This window comes from Chlorogloeopsis sp. ULAP02, from assembly GCF_038404745.2.
Lineage (GTDB): Bacteria > Cyanobacteriota > Cyanobacteriia > Cyanobacteriales > Nostocaceae > Chlorogloeopsis.
Genome location: NZ_JAYKTT020000001.1, coordinates 1 through 18,238 on the forward strand (window position 1 = coordinate 1; position 18,238 = coordinate 18,238).

At 41.4% G+C, this 18,238-nt stretch carries 16 protein-coding genes; 8 read left to right on the top strand and 8 right to left on the bottom strand.

What is annotated here, in order from left to right:
• Positions 1–286: 286 nt before the first annotated feature.
• Both argJ and gatB read right to left on the bottom strand, forming a co-directional pair.
• The gene (gene argJ, locus U2718_RS00005; protein ID WP_341999076.1) at positions 287–1,600 is read right to left on the bottom strand and encodes a bifunctional ornithine acetyltransferase/N-acetylglutamate synthase; all 1,314 of its coding nucleotides are present in this window, start codon (positions 1,598–1,600) and stop codon (positions 287–289) included.
• Between the two features lie 711 nt (positions 1,601–2,311).
• The gene (gene gatB / locus U2718_RS00010; RefSeq protein ID WP_341999077.1) at positions 2,312–3,787 is read right to left on the bottom strand and encodes an Asp-tRNA(Asn)/Glu-tRNA(Gln) amidotransferase subunit GatB; all 1,476 of its coding nucleotides are present in this window, start codon (positions 3,785–3,787) and stop codon (positions 2,312–2,314) included.
• Between the two features lie 217 nt (positions 3,788–4,004).
• Here gatB and U2718_RS00015 point away from each other — a divergent pair, with 217 nt between their 5' ends.
• The 5 genes from U2718_RS00015 (at position 4,005) to hpsO (ending at position 8,993) form a co-directional block, all read left to right on the top strand.
• Positions 4,005–4,160 (top strand): hypothetical protein, encoded by a 156-nt coding sequence (locus tag U2718_RS00015; RefSeq protein ID WP_341999079.1) that lies wholly within the window; start codon positions 4,005–4,007, stop codon positions 4,158–4,160.
• Positions 4,161–4,173: 13 nt separating this feature from the next.
• Positions 4,174–4,491 carry a hypothetical protein gene (locus U2718_RS00020; RefSeq protein ID WP_341999081.1) on the top strand — a complete coding sequence of 106 codons (318 nt, stop codon included), beginning with the start codon at positions 4,174–4,176 and terminating at the stop codon, positions 4,489–4,491.
• 199 nt (positions 4,492–4,690) lie between these two features.
• Positions 4,691–6,445 carry a hormogonium polysaccharide biosynthesis protein HpsL gene (hpsL, locus tag U2718_RS00025; protein ID WP_341999083.1) on the top strand — a complete coding sequence of 585 codons (1,755 nt, stop codon included), beginning with the start codon at positions 4,691–4,693 and terminating at the stop codon, positions 6,443–6,445.
• Between the two features lie 205 nt (positions 6,446–6,650).
• Positions 6,651–7,661, top strand: a complete 1,011-nt coding sequence (gene hpsN / locus U2718_RS00030) for a hormogonium polysaccharide biosynthesis glycosyltransferase HpsN (protein ID WP_341999085.1) — start codon at positions 6,651–6,653, stop codon at positions 7,659–7,661.
• Positions 7,662–7,820: 159 nt separating this feature from the next.
• A complete protein-coding gene (gene hpsO / locus U2718_RS00035) occupies positions 7,821–8,993 on the top strand; it encodes a hormogonium polysaccharide biosynthesis glycosyltransferase HpsO (protein WP_341999087.1) in 1,173 nt (390 codons plus the stop codon).
• 300 nt (positions 8,994–9,293) lie between these two features.
• Here hpsO and U2718_RS00040 read toward each other — a convergent pair whose 3' ends face one another.
• Positions 9,294–9,485 carry a DUF3368 domain-containing protein gene (locus tag U2718_RS00040; protein WP_411813199.1) on the bottom strand — a complete coding sequence of 64 codons (192 nt, stop codon included), beginning with the start codon at positions 9,483–9,485 and terminating at the stop codon, positions 9,294–9,296.
• The gene (locus U2718_RS00045) at positions 9,415–9,645 is read right to left on the bottom strand and encodes a hypothetical protein (protein ID WP_341999089.1); all 231 of its coding nucleotides are present in this window, start codon (positions 9,643–9,645) and stop codon (positions 9,415–9,417) included. The genes U2718_RS00040 and U2718_RS00045 overlap by 71 nt, the downstream gene beginning before the upstream one ends.
• 165 nt (positions 9,646–9,810) lie before the next feature.
• Between U2718_RS00045 and U2718_RS00050 the strand changes: the two genes are divergently transcribed.
• Both U2718_RS00050 and U2718_RS00055 read left to right on the top strand, forming a co-directional pair.
• Positions 9,811–10,050, top strand: coding sequence for a UPF0175 family protein (locus U2718_RS00050; RefSeq protein WP_009768092.1), 240 nt, complete (start codon positions 9,811–9,813; stop codon positions 10,048–10,050).
• Between the two features lie 2 nt (positions 10,051–10,052).
• Positions 10,053–10,544, top strand: coding sequence for a DUF3368 domain-containing protein (locus U2718_RS00055; RefSeq protein WP_411813200.1), 492 nt, complete (start codon positions 10,053–10,055; stop codon positions 10,542–10,544).
• Positions 10,545–10,580: 36 nt separating this feature from the next.
• Here the strand turns inward: U2718_RS00055 and U2718_RS00060 are convergent, their stop codons facing one another.
• From U2718_RS00060 to U2718_RS00070, 3 genes are all read right to left on the bottom strand, one after another.
• Positions 10,581–11,510 (bottom strand): hypothetical protein, encoded by a 930-nt coding sequence (locus U2718_RS00060; RefSeq protein WP_341999097.1) that lies wholly within the window; start codon positions 11,508–11,510, stop codon positions 10,581–10,583.
• A gap of 109 nt (positions 11,511–11,619) precedes the next feature.
• Complete coding sequence (locus U2718_RS00065; protein ID WP_341999100.1) at positions 11,620–13,233, bottom strand: hypothetical protein; 1,614 nt, start codon at positions 13,231–13,233, stop codon at positions 11,620–11,622.
• 80 nt (positions 13,234–13,313) lie between these two features.
• Entirely contained in the window at positions 13,314–14,474 is a 1,161-nt protein-coding gene (locus U2718_RS00070; RefSeq protein ID WP_341999817.1) for a group II intron reverse transcriptase, read from the bottom strand.
• Positions 14,475–14,866: 392 nt separating this feature from the next.
• On the opposite strand from U2718_RS00070, the gene U2718_RS00075 reads away from it, so the two are divergent.
• A complete protein-coding gene (locus U2718_RS00075; protein ID WP_341999102.1) occupies positions 14,867–16,912 on the top strand; it encodes a recombinase family protein in 2,046 nt (681 codons plus the stop codon).
• 17 nt (positions 16,913–16,929) lie between these two features.
• Here the strand turns inward: U2718_RS00075 and U2718_RS00080 are convergent, their stop codons facing one another.
• Positions 16,930–17,451, bottom strand: coding sequence for a reverse transcriptase domain-containing protein (locus tag U2718_RS00080; RefSeq protein WP_341999104.1), 522 nt, complete (start codon positions 17,449–17,451; stop codon positions 16,930–16,932).
• Positions 17,452–18,238 lie beyond the last annotated feature (787 nt).

An 18,238-nucleotide genomic window follows, 5' to 3' on the forward strand; every position in this document is an offset into this window, starting at 1 on the left:
AAATAATTTACATTAGATTCTTACTTGTAGATTAAGACAAGGAAAATCAAAAAATAGTATGTTCTCAATAGAATAACATTAACATCCTGATAGAGTCTCTAGACTGCAAATTGGCTAGAGACTTTTCTAAATTTAGACTCTCACGGGCAAATAGCCCACAACGCTCTTGATGAAAATTTGGTTCTTCCTACACCCTTACACCCATTTTCAAGACAGAGGAATCCAAGTCTCATAAGTAGATTGGCATGACGCAAATTTATTTCACACATGAAATCAGCAATGCCAATCAAGTAGTGTACTCAGCGTTAATCTTCACGTAGTCATAACTCAAGTCACAACCCCAAGCTTTGCCTGAACCATGACCATTACCAATATTAACGGAGATGATGACTGGATTGTCTACGCGTTGAGTTCTAACTGTGCTGCGATCCACCGATAAATCATTGCTCATATTTGTTGCGATCGCGTCTTTTGGCAAAGAAGAATCTGCTGCTGCTTGTTTTAAATATTCATTTGCTGCCTTGCGATCAAAAGACAAGGGTTGCCCATTCTCCATCATCAAGATATTGCCTAATTGAATTCTCAAATTTTCTTGCTCAAATGGCACACCTGCACGTCCAGCAGCAGCAGCGATACGTCCCCAGTTAGGATCGCGTCCAAAGATTGCAGATTTCACTAAGGAAGAACCTGCAATGGTTTTGGCAATTTGACGTGCTGCTTGTTCATCGTGAGCACCTGTAACTTGCACTTCAATCAGGCAGGTTGCACCTTCGCCATCACGAGCGATCGCTTTTGCTAAATGCTGGCAAACTGCTGTCAACATCGCTTCCAATTTTTCGGCTTCGTGTCCCATTTCTATAATTGCAGGAGTGCGAGATTGTCCGTTAGCAAGGGCAATTAAGCTATCGTTGGTACTTGTATCGCCATCAACGGTAATCGAGTTGAAGCTTCGATCGGCAGCCCGACTTAACATTTCTTGCCAAAGGTGGGGTGAAACCGCAGCATCACAGGTGACAAAAGCCAGCATCGTTGCCATATTCGGATGAATCATCCCCGAACCCTTGGCGATACCTCCCATCCGCACTGGGCGATCGCCTATTGTTGTCTCTAAGGCAATAGATTTTGTGACTAAATCTGTAGTGATAATTGCGCTTGCGGCGGCATCGGAACCAGTTTCTGAGAGTGATGCTACTAGTTGGGGAATTCCTGCTTTGAGCTTATCCATTGGCATTCGCTGCCCAATTACTCCTGTCGAAGCAAGTAGCACAGATTCACTAGGAATGTTTAATGCTTGGGCTACTGCCATAGCTGATTCTAAGGCATCTAACCAGCCTTGGCTGCCTGTTGCCGCGTTTGCTTGTCCGGCATTGCAAAGGATGGCACGAGCACCATGTTTAGCTTGCAAGCGTTGGCGACAATAATCTACACACGCTGCTCTCACGTGACTGGTGGTGAATACTCCGGCTGCGATCGCTTCTACATCGGATAGTATGAGTGCTAAATCTGGTAGCCCTGAAGGCTTCAATCCAGCTTTAATTCCACTTGCCCGATAACCTCTAGGCGCTGTTACACCACCAGTAATTTCCTGCCAATCTGCCATTACTCTAACCCCACAGCTATTGCTCGGCTGACTGGCGATTATATCAAGTATTAGTGCTGACTCTAAAATTGCTGAATTAAAAATCTATACTTTCGCTTACTTGCCCATATATAAAGGTAATGAATTACGTGCTAAAGAAGACAAAAAGACACGGGGATAAGGAGAGCAATAGACAACCAACCCCTAACTACTAACCACTAACTACTAACTACCTTAAATAGTTCACTTTAATTTGCACCGATCTACTTATGTTATGACTCTATTACTAAAAAGAAAAAAGAGAGCCACTTGGGCAGCTCTCCAGATCATCAGGGTGCATCTACGTAGCACATTATATCATTTTAGGGATGTGGGGCAATACCCCTTGCTTGGTTTTTTCTAAAAGTATTATTAAAGAATATCCGTAAAATCACGATGAGGAGTAATCGCAATTTGATTGTAACTTTAATTTCTAAAATATACCTAATTAATAATACTAGTAGCAATTAATTACGGAAAAAACAGAGTTTTGAAAAAGACTCTCAATTATTAAGGTGTGGTCAATTACCAAATTATACTCATTTATGAGTAATGGGCAAGACTCTCTATGAATTAAGTATTCACAACATCACAATCAAAACGCAGAATAGTTTATTCTGCGTTCTGTCTTCTTCTAGCTTTTCACTTGGGTTTAGATAGATTTTTCTCAAGCGCTTCTGCACATTAGCAGTACTAGCTATTGAGCTTTTGATCTACGAGTTCATTCGTCAGCTTCGGATCGGCACGTCCACCTGTCTTTTTCAAAACCTGTCCGACAAAAAAGCCTTTGACATTGGTTTTGCCACTGCGATACTTTTCTACTTCTTTGGGATTTGCGGCTATAACTTCATCAACAATAGGTTCAAGTACGCTCGGATCGGAAATTGGTTCTTCGCCTTTAAATAATTCGTCAGGAGAAGTTCCTGCCAATAAATCCGCCAACTTCTGTTTCGCTTTAGCGTTAGTAATTTTACCCTTTTCAATTCGCACTATTACATCAGCGAGATTAGCAGGAATCAAAGCAAGCTCGGTGATGTTGAGTTTATTTTTGTTGAGGTAGGCAGCAATATCCTGAGTAATCCAGTTAGCAGCGGCTTTGGGGTTAGCGCCCTTGGCAATTGTAGCTTCAAAATATTCGGCAGTAGCTCGTTCCTCTGTCAACACTCGCGCATCATAGGCAGAAAGCCCTAGTTCGCTTTCATAGCGATGGCGCTTGGAGGCTGGCAGTTCTGGTAATTGAGCGCGCCACTCTTCTAGCTGTACATCTGACACCTCAATTGGTGCTAAATCTGGCTCTGGGAAGTAGCGGTAATCGCTAGAACCTTCCTTGCTGCGCATACTAATTGTGCGTTGTGAACCTTCTTCCCACAGACGAGTCTCTTGAACAATGCGTTCACCAGCTTCTACGGCTGCAATTTGACGCTCTATTTCGTATTCAATCGCCTTTTGAATGGCGTTGAAAGAGTTCATATTTTTAATTTCTACCTTCGTGCCGAACTCCTTTTGTCCAACAGGGCGCACAGAAATATTGACATCACAACGCAGGGAACCCTCTTGCATATTCCCATCACTGACACCGAGATAACGCATGATCCGGCGTAATTCTTGAACGTATTCAGCTGCTTCTTGCCCAGAGCGTAAATCTGGTTCCGAAACAATTTCCACTAACGGCACACCAGCTCGATTGTAGTCTACCAAAGAATAGGCAGAACCTGAGAGGCGATCGCTACCTGCGTGTACCAGCTTGCCTGCATCTTCCTCCATGTGCAGACGAGTGATGCCAATTTTTTTGCGAATCGGATTACCATCTTTATCGACTAACTCAATTTCCAAGAAGCCATGTTCGGCTATGGGCAAATCGTACTGAGAAATTTGGTAATTTTTAGGAAGATCGGGATAAAAATACTGCTTGCGATCAAACTTGCTATATTTGGCGATTTGACAATTCAGGGCTAAACCTGCTTTCACGGCATATTCTAAAACCTTTTCGTTCAGTACAGGCAACACCCCAGGCAAACCCATACACACTGGATCGATGTTAGTATTGGGTTCAGCCCCGAACTCTGTAGAGCTAGTAGAGAAAATTTTAGTTTTAGTACTCAGCTGACAATGGGTTTCTAAACCAATAATCGCTTCGTACTCAGTTTTTACGGTCGTAGCAGAAGTCATAAAATCACAAGTTTTAACTAATCCTCGATTAGGCTACTATTGTAGACTGCGATGGACTTTGGCTGAATACGGTTATTTGGGTGCTTATATAAAAGGTAGTAGAAGAGCTAGTGCTAGTGCATCCTTAAGACAATATCATCCCTGAGGAAGTTGCGTACAAAAGCAGTATCTAATATTATTCGTGATAATTATTTGCTGAGTCTTTGCCTATAAGAATTTGATACCGTCCACTCTAGGAACAGTAACTGTTTCCCTGCTCTCAACTTCTTTGATGTTGCCAATTTCAGTTCAAGCCCAAATGAACGAACAAGAGTTTTTAGCAGGGCGTGCTAGAGAAGCTTGTCAAAATCAAGCGAAAAAGCAAGGATTATGAGGTAATCAAACTATTGTCTACTCAACCAACAGGAGCAGGCTTTCAGGTGACAATGGCAGTTCGTCGAAAAGACAAATTTTACAATGTCAATTGCGCCTATAATAGCTCTTCACAAATTGCTCAAATTTATAATGCTCCAAGTAATAATGAAGGTATAAAGAAGGCTTGCCACAAAAAAGGAAACGAACAAGGACTTAGTGTTTATGGAATCAATGAACCGAGACAAACCGCAGACGGTTATAGTTTACGCATGACCGTCGGACGACAAGGAAAGACTTACGCTGTAAGTTGCTTGTATAATAATTCTGGATTGGTTACGATTCGCCGTTAAACTAAAATTTTTCCGACATTAGTGTTAGCCCTCACTTCACACATTTAACCTCTCATGTCTCTTCACTTTAATTTGTTATGATACATATTTTTACTTAATTTTTAAATATTTTTGTTACACAATCAAGCTATATATTGCAACGAAATTTACAGGCATGAAGTATAATTAGCTACTCAAATAGCTGATTAGCAGCATTGTCATGCCGAAAACCAAATCAAAATCGAAATCTCAAAAAAGTAAAAAAACAAAAAAGCAGCAGAGTCAGGAAACTCCTACCCTTAGCCTGAAAGAACGTTTAGCCCAGAAACGTAAATCTGCACAGGCACGTAAAGAATTTACCAGTCTCCTCACTACTGCCGTTGGTGGCAGTTTATTTCTTGGCTTTCTGATTTTTTTAGTAGCTGGAATTAAGGCAGCAATGCCAGTAGTGATGGGAATTATCGTGATGTCTTTTTCTTACAAATATCCCCGGCAAGCTCTGTTTGCTTTCATCATTTATGTACCGATAGGGGGAACAATCACTTACTACATCGGCAATAGTCCAATATTACAATTAGCTAAAGACTCCTTCTACATTCCCGCGCTAGTAAGTATTTGGCAGAGTTGCCGCAAAAAGGGACAGCCATTATTGATTCCCCAAAATATTCAAACTCCCCTATATATTTTATTAGGCTTATGTATGCTTACACTGCTGTTTGTAAATGGATCGCAGCAGTTCAATCCGCCTCCTCCTGGGCTATTTAAAAATGCGCCTAAAGAGTTTCCGATTGGGATGGGAATTCTGGGTTTAAAAGTATTTTTAGGTTATTTACCTTTAATTAGTTGTACTTACTATTTAATTCGTAATAAGCATGATTTTTTATTAATTTCACGCTTGCAGATAGTGCTGATACTTGTTTGCTGTATTCTAGGATTTATTCAATATCTGCTATTGCTAACTGGGATTTGTCAAGGTACTAGAGATGCTGTTGGAGCAGATTTATTTAGAGCCTCAATCGAAGCGCGGTGTTTTTTTGGTGGTTCACTCGTTTATAGCCCCAGCCAGGGAATGATTCGGTTACCAGGAACTTTTGTCGCTCCTTGGCAATGGGCGTGGTTCCTCATTTCTAGCACCTTTTTTACTTTTGCTACAGCCTTTAGTGATCCATCTATAATTTGGCGGATTGTTAGTTTAGGTTCAACAGTATTAGTATTTGTTAATGCGGTTATTTCCGGACAGAGAATAGCATTAGCTTTAGTACCTACTTGCTTTGTGCTATTGCTATTATTGACAGGGCAAATTCGGAATTTCAAACGATTTATTCCAATATTTGTAGGACTTGCCCTAATTTTGGGCATTGCGATTATCACTAATCCCACTGTTGTTCAAGAAAGAACTGATAGTTTTATTGCCCGCTGGAATGCTTCACCTCCTTACGACTTTATCCTCCAGCAATTTGAGGAAAATTGGAAAAATGTAGATGGAATTTTAGGAAGTGGTTTAGGACGTGCGACAAATTCTGCTCGTTCTATGGGTCAAACTAAATTAGTGGAAACTTACTATCCCAAGGTTCTTTATGAAGTCGGAATATTTGGCTTACTGGGATTTCTAGGTTTGGTAACTACCTTAACAGCCATTTGCTACCGCACATATCGTCCCATAAAAAACCGTAATTTCCGCAGTTACGGCTCTGCTATGTGGGTGTTTATACTTTTTATTAGTTACAACACTTACTACTACCCTCTCGATGTCGATCCGGTGGCTGTCTATTATTGGTTTGCTGCTGGAGTGCTTTTAAAGTTACCAGCCATAGACAAAATGGAAAGATTGCAAGAGAAGGAGGAGGCGGAGAAGGAGACACCCAGACACAAAGACACGGAGACGCGCAGAGTGGGGGAGGGGGAGACAAGGGGAGGACACTTCCGTGCGGGGGTTCTCCCCGTTGAGGAAAGTGTCCGTCGACAAGGGGAGTAATAAATCACTAACTACTGTACGGGCGGATTTTAATAGTAATCTCTCAAACAAAGATATATCTGCAAATAAAGCCGCCCGGAGGGCGTCTACGCCAGTCACCTGCACTCGTGTTACCCTCCCCGAAGTTCAGATCGGCAGAAGCCGCCGCTCCGACTTCTCTCCGCAGTGCTGGCTCACCACTAACTACTAACCACTAACTATTAATATGAATTTTCCTTTATTGTCGGTAATTATTCCGACTTATGGTCGTGAAGAAGCATTGCGAGATAGTCTTATAGATGTGTTGAAACAAGACTACCCAAATTTTGAAGTTTTAGTAGTAGATCAAACTCCAAAACATCAGCTAGAAATTGAAGTTTTTCTGCAAGAACAAACAACAGCAGGCAAAATAAAATGGTTCCGCCTCAATTGGGCAAGCTTGCCAGGAGCGCGTAATTATGCAGTGCGACGGGCAAAGGGTGAGATAATTTTATTTATTGACGATGATATTAAGTTAAATCAGGGATTTTTAGCAGCTCATGCCAAGAATTATTTAGACAAACCAGAGATAGGAGCGATCGCCGGACGAGTTTTTGACAGAATGAAGATGGCTGATGCTGCTCAGGGTAAAACGCAGTCAGATGTAATCTCTAATACTATAGAATATTTGCCTCCCCAGGCTATGGATCCTGGAATTGCTTGGTACTACATTGATTTTGTACATACTGTAAAACCCCAAGAAGTATTGACAGCAAGGGGTTGCAATATGTCGTTTCGCTGTGAAGTTTTTACTAAGTACGGGCTACGGTTTGATGAAAGATTTCGTGGCAGTGCAGTACGAGAAGAATCTGATTTTTGTTTGCGGCTGCGGCAAACCGGATATAAGATTTGGTACGAGCCACAGGCTTATTTGGTGCATTTAGGAGAAGAAACGGGGGGTTGCCATGATATTGATATGCGATCGCTCCAATATCAACTTACCTTCTACCACAATCATTTTTTAATGGGGTTGAAAAACCTTACTACTACCCAAGCCTTACGCCTCTATGCTCGTTTATTTGACTGTCATGTTCTCGGACGCCCCCCTTGCCACAAAAGCGGTTCTCCAATCAAAATCTTTATGCGCGCTATTTTCTACATTTTGGGCTTTCTCAAAGCTTTAAGTACTGTCATCCAGTCACCCTGGAATGATGGACAAATATATACTCGCATTGATAAACAAATTGAATCAGTTTAAACCAAACAGAAACAGATAAGATTCATATTTGATTTTTGAAAAACTCTTTACATCTCAAAGAGCCTTCTTTTCTGTCTTTGTGTACTTTGAGTCCTACCCTGCGGGAAGCCGCTTGCGCGTCTATGTGGTTCGTTTCAAAAAAAATTACAATCAATACTGATGAAAATATTAGTAGCAAGTCATACCTATATTGTAGATTTAAACTGTGAAAAATTACGCGCTTTATCTCAATTAGAACCTGACATTGAAATAACGGTTGTAGTCCCAAAACGCTGGCAACCAGGAGGCGTACAAAATAAAACTATTGAAACACAGTATAGAGATGAAGGAAAATTTCGGATTGTACCCATTTCTAATTTCAGCCAAAATCATCAGGGATTATTATCGTTCGGTTTTGAATTGATATCTTTAATGCGCCAGTTTCGCCCCCAAATTATTCAAGTCGAACAAGGTTCTAGAAGCCTTTCTTATGCTCAAATGATTACTCTGAACAAATTACTAGGGCTAAAAGCTAAAAATATATTTTTTACTTGGTGGAATCTTCCATACAAACTAAATTTTCCTATTGATTTACTAGAAAAATATAATCTACAAAATAGCCACGGTATTATTTCGGGTAACCAAGATGGCGCGGAAATATTAAGGCAAAGAGGTTTTCAAGGTTCAATCAAGATAATGCCACAATTGGGCGTTGATGAAAGTGTATTTAAACCTCAATTCCAACCAGAGTTAGCGAAAGACTTAGACATTCAAGTAGATGATTTTGTTGTAGGTTTTGTCGGACGATTTGTACAAGAAAAGGGATTATTAACACTTTTAGATGCTTTAGCACTTTTACCAGATAAACCTTGGAAATTACTACTGTTGGGGCGTGGCGCGTTGAAATCAGAATTAATCAACAAGGCTACGGAAAAAAAGATTAAAGACAAAATAGTTTTTAGAGAAAGTGTTCCCCACGATCAAGTTGCTCAATATCTCAATGTTATGAACACCTTGATATTACCATCAGAAACAACATACCAGTTTAAGACTATAAGTTCCGTTGGTTGGAAAGAACAATTTGGCCATGTTCTAATTGAGGCAATGGCTTGTCAAGTGCCTGTAATTGGATCTAATTCTGGTGAAATTCCCCATGTAATTGAGAATGCTGGTTTGGTATTTCCAGAAGGAGATGCTAAAGCGCTTGCAGATTGTATTGTTCAATTAATAGAAAAGCCTGATTTAGCCCAAAATTTAGGTGAAATGGGTTATCAAAAAGTCATGGCAGAATACACAAATAAAGCGTTGGCGAAACAGCAATTAGAGTTTTATCAAGAATTGGTTAATGGTTAGTAATTAAAAGGCAGCTATGCTGTAGACGCCTGTAAAGAGCTAATTTGTAATCCTAAATTTCGCGTCTCTATACCTAAATATTTTGAAAATTAGGGCTGAGGCGATCGCTGCTGTAGTTATAGGTTCCATAAATCACCTGAGTAAATAGCCAAACTTCATTTCGCCCTCGCGCAAGCGACCTAGCAACGAAGCCTGTGCTAATATGCTGAAAAAGGGTGTTGCTGAACGACCAAGGTAGCTGGCTTTTCCTCGCCGATCACCCCAGTTTACCTTCAAGTCCTATTGTTCGAGGAATGTAGTTTATTTGCTAATTGGGTGTTTTTTTCGCAACTCCTGAATTATCCGACGGGAAACCCGGAAGTTCGTTTGTTGCAATTGTGCGATGGTTTCAGCAAGGTTGATCAAACCTTGACTTGCGGCATCATCCAAAATTCCAAGAGTGCCGATTATAGCAATACCACGCTCTTGTGCAATTCGTCGTCCAAAGTTCATCGATAATCAGCAGATCCGCTGGTAGGGTTTGAGCCAGGGTAATAGCTGCCTGTTCTCCAGGATCAAGAGTGTTGAGGGTTGTGCGATCGCGCTCCAAATCAATCTCATCGTAGTTCGATTGCCGAGTCACCTCATAATGCGGCCCAACGTTGCCCATCACCCGCCGCAGACAGCCTTAAACTCAAACAGATAACCTCTCGACGGTCGGGTGCATGGGCGTTGTTATGCAGCGCCGCTACAAGAGCTAGATCTGTCAAAAGCCTAACTTATTCTTACTTTGGCTGCTACGATCTAGGCAGAAGATTTAAGAGTTGGAGGGAGAAGCATGAGTTTGGTGATTTCAGACGACTTAGTAAGAGCTAGTGGCTTTTCAGAGAACGAGCTATTTCTAGAAATTGTGCTTATGCTGTTTCGCCAAGACAAAATTAGCTTGGGGAAAGCTAGTGAATTGATGGGGATGCATCGGATGCAGTTTCAGAAACTGCTGGCTGATCGAGGTATTTGCGTTCACTATGATGTTGCTGAGTTTCAGGAAGATCTCAAGACTCTACAGGAAACGGACTAGCAGTGATCATCGTAAGTAACACCTCACCAATTTCAAATTTGGCAAAGGTTGGGCAACTAAGCCTAATGCAACAAATCTATGGAAGGGTTTTGATTCCATGTGCAGTACATGAGGAATTATTGGACGAAAGGGCTGGTGAAACTGTGATTACAGTAGTTCAATCAGCAACTTGGATGGAAATTCAGTCAGTACAGAATCGAAAATTGGTTGATGAGTTAAGAACTCGCGTTAATATTGGAGAGGCTGAGGCGATCGCACTTGCTGTCGAAGTAGAAGCAAACCGATTGCTAATTGATGAGCGGCTAGGAAGACAAGCCGCGACAGATTTGGGTTTAAAAATCACTGGAGTACTAGGAATTCTTTTATTAGCAAAACACCACAAACTAATTACAGAAATTAAACCTATAATGAGTAGCTTAGTAACTCAAGCAAATTTCCGAATTAGTAGCCAATTATATGCAGATGTCTTAGGTGCGGCGGGCGAAAAAGTTTGATATGCAAGACTTTTATCTGACAAGTTGAAGAACAAATTATCTTGCAAGAGCAAGTCTTCTACCGATTAAAGCAATTAGTGATGAGGCTGACCCTGAACCTGCCAGTATCGCAAGTTCAACTTCTGGAAATCCAAATATCAAGAATGCAATAACAATGATTGCGACAGTTACTATTCCTAGGGTTTCTAACGGATTTTCTTTAATTGCGTTTTTAATCTTATCTGCAAATTCGTTAATGCTAGAAATAATAGATCTCATTAAGTCAATTATTGCTTTTAAGAGTGCATATACTAACTCTAACGCTAAAATCAATCTCCACTTAGTTTTGATGCACAATTTATATAGTATTAATCCATTATCTAAACGCAAATCAAATGAAACCTCGACTGGGATTTTAGTTCCACCAGCACTTACTTCAGTTCTTCCGATTAATATATTGCTTGGAGGATTAAAAAGCTGTCCTCTTTTGTAAGGCAATGAATAATTGTTGTAATAGGATTCAATATTAGTAAGTTTTGAACGTCCTGCTGAACGACCGCTTGGCGAATCAGGTTTAATTTCATAATACTCTTTTAGGTTACTATTATCGATAACAATATCGGGTCTCTTGAGTGGAGTAGTCAACAGTTTATTGATAATAGCAGGTGATAAGCTGGGGTTCTTAATATGCAGAAAACCCACATAAGTTTTGTCAATGCTTCCCTCAAAAGAGTAGTCTTGATATAGATCGAAGGGTGCAACACCATACCTTTCTAAAAAAGGAGTTAGTTTATATGAAATAAAAGGTTCTGCTATTATTCCAAAACCTTTAGCTATATCTTCTCCAAAAAGTTCGAAAGGTGCAAAACATAACTTTGCTTCTTCTTGTAAATTGGGAGTATTTGAGAGCGAGAAGCTTGAAATAGCTTTATTGCTAAGAACAGCATCACTATTTTTCAATGCGTTAACGTTTAGCACATCACCCATAGCTGTCCTTTTGATTTAAAACTTATAGTTTTACAAGTTTAAGAGGGAACAGGATAAAACACTAAAAATTAGGCTTTTCAGCGTTTTTATCTAATTTCCAGTGTTGAAATTAATCATTTGCTCCATCATTTATAATGACAGGAGGTGGAAAAACCTGACTAAAAATTTCTGCTGCTTCTGCATCCTTTTCCTTAACAATTTTTTGTGCAAGTTTTTCGCGCTCTAGTTGAGCAACAGCCAGCCGATTAGCTATTTGTTTAGCTTCTACAGCTTCTTCTTGTAAACCCTTTGAATAGTTATCAAGTGCTTCAGCTTGCCCAAGCAACGCCTCAACAATTACGCCATCCGTTCGCATCGTATATTTATTGGCAGCAAGAATAATTCCAGGTACTTTAATTTCAATGCCTTCATCATCAGTATCACCTCTGTATGTAGAGACTATCTTTTTCAATCTTAAATATGAGAGTGGAGGCTGACCAGGTGGTGCTATCAATTGCTGCTCTTCAACAAGATTTTGAGGTTTATCTTCGTAATCAAAGACATTTTGTAGCTCACCAATGATGAGTTGGCGTATATTCTGACGCTTCTCATTGTCATCTACCATCACCTCATTAAGCAAAGAGTCTAATTCATATAAAGGAACTTCTCGTTTTGACTCGCCAAATCCATTGGAAAAGCCAATCCTTACATCAACGAGATGGAAGAGTGAAATGAATTCTTGATTCATTTGACGAAAAACGAAATTCAGAGTCCGGCTAACGTTAATATTCTCAATTTGTCGTTCAGTAGAAAGTTCTTCACCTGATACAGACTGAACTTCATAACTCGTGTTGACTTGAACGTCTCTTTTAGCTGACGCTCTTGATGAATTCTTCTGGGTAGCATTTGTCACTTTCTTGGTCAATTGCTCACGAGCGGAGTTTGAACTTCCTTTATAGCCTCCTCTTACTTTGAAATCACCTTTAGCAAGCAACACATTAAATCCGCCACTAGCCTCCGCATCTACATAGTACTCATCGCTTTCTGCTTCATTCCGTTTATCAGATTCTTCATTACGGATATCTTCTTCAAATGATTGGGCACTTTCCTCTGTAAATGAATCGAGAATGCTCGATGCATTTTTGAAGTCAGTAGTTGTTTTGGTGTATGTTTTGATGCTTATCTTTGTTTTTTCACCAGGAAGCAATGAAAAGGTTTTTAGTGTTCTCCCGGCTCCATAATCACCTAAGAACGAGGATAGTCTATAGATTTCAACCAAATACAATCTAGGACGAGCTTGTTCAGGTTCAGGAATGAAATTATAGTTGAAGTCACCATACATATTGCGGTATATGTTTAACCTTTCGCCTGATCTGATGCGTTGTGTAACTACCTCCGGATCAATTTTAGCGAGAATATTCCTTACAGGTGCTGCTAATCCAACCGATGTCAAAGTGGCATTAGATGAAGGTACAGGCGAATCAGAAGTTGCCAAAGCAGTAGCTGCAAAATTTTCAGAAACCCTACTGCTAGAGCTATCAGTCGCTTTAATAGCAAGCAGGTTAGTTCTAGTTATTACGTTAGGGAAAATTTTTGGTTGAAAGAAACCTGTCTCGAAGGCTTTGGATACCGCTGTTCCTAAAGCTTCATCACTAGGTAGTGTTCTTTTTTTCTTCCATTCCTCAATGTTGTAGTAAATGGACTTAAAGTACCCACTGCCATATAGAGTAGGGACGGAGCGCACCTTCAAACCTCACAATTTGCGTGTTTCTCTATCCCTCTCTCCAAACGAAGCGTGACGGTTTCCCGTCACTTCGCTTTCCGTCATTGCAACCTCCGGTGGTCGCCAAACGAAGACGTTTGAGCATGGCAGGTTCTACAGAGAAGTTGTAGGTTATCTTTTACATCAGTACCGCCAATTCGATGTGCTTTCATATGGTGCAAGTCGAGATTTTTAGTACATCCGCAAACACTACATTTGGCTCCTCGTTCTGCTTTTATCTCCTCTTTCAATTCGCGCCATTCATGATTATCTGCATTACCGAGCCAGACTGTATCAGGTATTGCTACTTCAGGATTAATGAATGTTGCCGATTCAAAACCTTCCAAATATGGATTAGGTAGGGAGCGCGACCGATACTTAGTTATCGGTTTATCACTCATACAATAGAGGTATAAGTAATCTTGCTCGTTCTTGATTCCCCAATTCTCCCTTTGTCCGTTTTGATGAATTTGACGCATTTTATACATCTTCATAATCCGGCGAGGTTTTAGGCGGTGTCGTTTCTGCAACCAAAGAAATAGGCGTTCATTGACCCAGAAATCCAGGTCTTTGGCTGTTTTCTTTGCATTACAGTGACAGTAGTAACCAATCCACCCTCTTAATACTGCGTTTAGAGCAGTAAACTTAAGCAGAGGGGAATCTCTAAACCGTTTTCGGTTGGTCATCTCCTTAACTTTCGCTTTCAGGCGCTTCTTGGCTTCTTGGGTAGGTGTAACCAGTACTTTTGGTTTATCATGAGCGCTGACGTAGCGTCGGACGTGGAAGCCTAAGAAATCAAACCCATTATTTACGTGGGTAACTCGTGTTTTCTCAAGGTTTAGTTCTAACTTTAATTCTTCTTTGAGAAAAGTTTGAAATTCTTGGCGTAAACGAAATGCTCTTGTTTTGTCACCGTTTGTTAACAGCAGCCAATCATCGGCATATCGTATCAAAGCACAGTTTCCCAAGCGTTGCGTTCGGCGTTTCTCTTTTTGTTTGCGGTTAAGGCTTCCGTATTTATTCCACCAATATATATCTAATTGATGTAAGTAAATATTCGCCAAAAGTGGAGAGCAAATTGCACCTTGAGGTGTACCAGAATCGGTACGATGAAACAACTCTCCTTGCATCATCCCCGCTTTCAGAAAACTTCCGATTAATTTAAGGAGACGCTTATCTGCAACTCTTTTCGCCACGAGTTTCAATAAAATATCGTGGTGAATGCTGTCAAACGAAACCGTTACTTAATACCCACCTCAAGGACCCATCAGAAGATTTAACTCAAATCGAAGTGACTGATGTGATGCACCCATTATTTGGAAGAAGGTTTGCAGTGATATCTATCTCAAACCCGCCCAGTGGTGATGGTCATGTGGTAGTAGCCTATCAAGGTCATATGCACTTACGCATTCCAATATCTGCAACCCAATTAGCTCTCCCAAAACAGTATTTATGTACTAAGCTCACATTAGAGAGTGTGACCGAGTTGGTCACGTTAGTTAAACAATGTGAGGATTTATGTCAATCCCACCCCGTGAAATCTGGGAACGCCTCACCCCAGCACTCCAAGAAGTAATCACAGACGAGCTGCAAACCGTCTTTCAGGAGGTAATTTATGAGTACCTCAGAACTAGTAACACTCCAACACCTGAACCGCAAAGCGATAATCTACATTCGTCAGTCTACCCCACATCAATTAATCACCAACCAGGAGAGTCTGCGTCTGCAATACGCTCTGCGTCAGCGAGCTATAGAACTGGGCTGGTCGGATAATAACATTGAAGTAATTGACAGTGATTTAGGAATTACCGCCGCAAGTGCGGAGCAGCGACCAGGCTTTAAAGAACTGTTAGCCCAAGTAACCCTGGGATTAGTAGGAATTATCCTCTCTTATGATGTTACTCGCCTGTCACGTAATTGCTCAGACTGGTATCCCCTGCTGGACTTGTGTGGTTACAGAAGTTGTTTGATTGCTGACAGAGATGGGGTTTATGATCCAAGTAGTGCCAATGGTCGATTGTTGCTGGGACTTAAAGGACAAATCTCAGAGGTGGAGTTGCACACGATTCGTTCCCGCTTAAATGCCGGGATTCTGAGCAAAGCCAGACGTGGTGAACTCGCACTTACTTTACCCGTGGGTTTGGTTCGGGATGAACTAGGAGTGGTACACAAACACCCAAATCGTGAAGTAATTGACCGAATTAACCTAGTATTTGAGATTTTTGGGCAACGCAAGTCAGCTTCCAAAGTGTTGGAGATGTTCAACCGTGAAGGGCTGTTACTCCCACGAAGAAATCGATTTGGCGATATTGTCTGGCGTAAGCCGAGCGTGGCAAGTATCATCTCAATCCTGAAAAACCCTGCCTACGCTGGTACGTTTGTCTATGGGCGTACACGTACTCTTAAACATGGTTTGGTGTCAAATCAACCACAACAAAAGCAATTACCGATAGCAGAATGGAAAATCCGAGTCAATGACGTATATCCAGCTTACATCAGTTGGCAAACTTACCAGTATAATCAGGCACAGCTTATGGATAACTATGCTGAGTATGACCGTAATAAAACCCGTGGTATTCCTCGCTCTGGTGCGGCATTATTGCATGGGATAGTTTACTGTGGTGAATGTGGACACAAGATGGTTGTCCAGTACAAAGGCGCAACCCGCTATATTTGTAACTCCTTAAGGCAGCAGTATCGTGTGCCTGTTTGTCAGTATATTCCTGCTGATGCAATTGATGAGTACGTAGTCAATGCCTTTTTAGAAGCAATGTCTGCTGTCGAGCTAGATGCTTATCACAAAGCTATCAAAACCCAACAGCAGTCACAAGAGACAGTGGAACGGGCGCATTCTCAACAAATACAGCGTTTGCAGTATCAAGTAGCACTAGCCTCTAGACAGTTTAATCGAGTTGACCCAGATAACCGATTAGTAGCTGCGGAGCTAGAACAGCGTTGGGAGAACGCTTTACGCGAACTCAAGTTGACCCAAGAAAACTATGCTCAACGCCAGCGACCTCAAATAATAGATCAAATCCCAAAAGAACTCAAAGCGGCTTTCATTACCATTGGGCAAAAGCTCCCTGAACTTTGGCACAGTGGTAGCTTGACACAAGTCCAAAAGAAATCTTTGTTACGCTGCCTCATTGATAAGGTTGTCATTCATCGTGTTGTCCGTGATACAGTCCGGACTCGGATTATTTGGAAAGGTGGTGATTCTACTACTGTTGATCTTCCTATTCCGGTTGGTTCGTTTTTAGAAATGACTAACGCCCAGGAATTAGAAAATCGCATCATCGCTATGAGCCAACAAGGTATTGACGACCAGACTATTGCTCTTACACTGACGGAGCTTGGTTATCGCTCACCACTTTGCAAAACTCTGTTGCCCAGTACGGTTAAAACTTTGCGGCTCAAACATCATATTTTCCACTCACTGAGCCAGTCTCATCCCCGACAAATTTCTGGTTATCTCACAGTTCCTCAAGTTGCACAGCTTTTAGAACTTTCACCGCACTGGATCTATGATCACATTCATAAGGGAACGATCGCTGTCACCAAGGATGAATCAACTGGTCTTTATCTTTTCCCTGATGTGCCTGGTACACTAGAGCAATTTCAAAAATTAAAAGCTGGACTCGTCTATAACTTGTGTTTTTGATAGGAGTATCAAGATGTCTAATCAAAAGCTCCCTTGATATCTCCCTCTATAACCCAGAAATATTTGCTGCGTTTGTTGATGTAGCTGTCCAAAAGGGCTATGCAATCTTGTGTTCTGCGTCCTGATCTAAAACCGTTGGAGCAGTTAAGAAAGTCACTTTCCCATATTGGTTCGAGTACCATCTTCAAAAGCATTTGTACTACTCGGTCTTTGAGAGTTGCAATACCTAATGGACGACGCTTACCGTTGGCTTTGGGAATATAAACACGACGTACTGGTTTTGGTTTAAACTGCGAAGAGCGCAGTTCGGACTGTAACTCGCTTACAAACTCGGCTTTTGCCGTTTCTGAATTGAGTTCCTTTTTAGTTACGCCATCGATTCCCGCAGTTTTTGCCCCTTTATTTGAAAGGGCAGATTTTAGGGCAGCCCCTATCCAATCTTCTCGGCAGATTACCCGATACAAATGGTCGAACTGGTGTTGAGGATTATGCTTCGCCTTCGTGGCTAGGCTACGTTGGGTTTTGATAATATCGGACATACATCTTAGTCCTCTCTATTTCCCTTGACGTTCCTCTTGCAATAACTGCCGTCCTTCGCCATGTGCCGAACTATTTTCCGGCTCGGACTACTATGACGGCTCTGCCACATGATGGTTACATCAGCCGCAGTTAGCCCAGTCTCTGTGAGACCAACCATCATGCTTCCTACGTTCACATAGTGGTATGTATTACATTTGACTTTATACTCCTTCTTTACGCCCATAAGACACAGACCCAGTGTCCCCGATATCAGCCGATAATTTATACCCCTATAATTAGAGCGGTTCAGTCCGAGTAGAAAGACCTTTTCATCAACCGCATAAAAAGTTGATTTACCTGATACCTCGTACCATCCCCGTTGTTTAGCAGTACGTCCAAGGTGTGGGCGCTTCAAACAAAGGTTTCTTGCGTAGCCATAGTCAAATTTAGGCTCGGAGCCTTGTGCTGTAACGGAGTGTCAGCATGTTGCCCCTTGTTCATCGGGCTTCAAACGGGTTCTTACTCATTGTCCCCCGCCTGCCGATTCAGCCTTGGCGCTCTGGGGTGAGCAACCAGCTTTTATTGGTCTAATAAATTACCTCCTTTTACAGTATACCTAAGCAATACCACCATGCGCTTCGCAGCGCACTTATACCCTCTTGAGGTGTCTTAACTTCGTCATCTAATCGAAGCTCAATAAGACCACGTCCTGTATACGAGGTTGGTTCAGGCACATCGTAGCTCAGGATAGATGCCTTTCCACCTGGTTGCAGCTTAACGATTGGTTCATTCTCTGTTGCCATAACC

Coding starts and splice junctions, on each gene's coding strand:
- U2718_RS00040 (WP_411813199.1), bottom strand. CDS start 9,485: ATGAACTTTGGACGACGAATTGCACAAGAGCGTGGTATTGCTATAATC.
- U2718_RS00050 (WP_009768092.1), top strand. CDS start 9,811: ATGAGTTTGGTGATTTCAGACGACTTAGTAAGAGCTAGTGGCTTTTCA.
- argJ (WP_341999076.1), bottom strand. CDS start 1,600: ATGGCAGATTGGCAGGAAATTACTGGTGGTGTAACAGCGCCTAGAGGT.
- hpsO (WP_341999087.1), top strand. CDS start 7,821: ATGAAAATATTAGTAGCAAGTCATACCTATATTGTAGATTTAAACTGT.
- U2718_RS00060 (WP_341999097.1), bottom strand. CDS start 11,510: ATGGGTGATGTGCTAAACGTTAACGCATTGAAAAATAGTGATGCTGTT.
- U2718_RS00080 (WP_341999104.1), bottom strand. CDS start 17,451: ATGTCCGATATTATCAAAACCCAACGTAGCCTAGCCACGAAGGCGAAG.
- hpsN (WP_341999085.1), top strand. CDS start 6,651: ATGAATTTTCCTTTATTGTCGGTAATTATTCCGACTTATGGTCGTGAA.
- U2718_RS00075 (WP_341999102.1), top strand. CDS start 14,867: ATGAGTACCTCAGAACTAGTAACACTCCAACACCTGAACCGCAAAGCG.
- hpsL (WP_341999083.1), top strand. CDS start 4,691: ATGCCGAAAACCAAATCAAAATCGAAATCTCAAAAAAGTAAAAAAACA.
- gatB (WP_341999077.1), bottom strand. CDS start 3,787: ATGACTTCTGCTACGACCGTAAAAACTGAGTACGAAGCGATTATTGGT.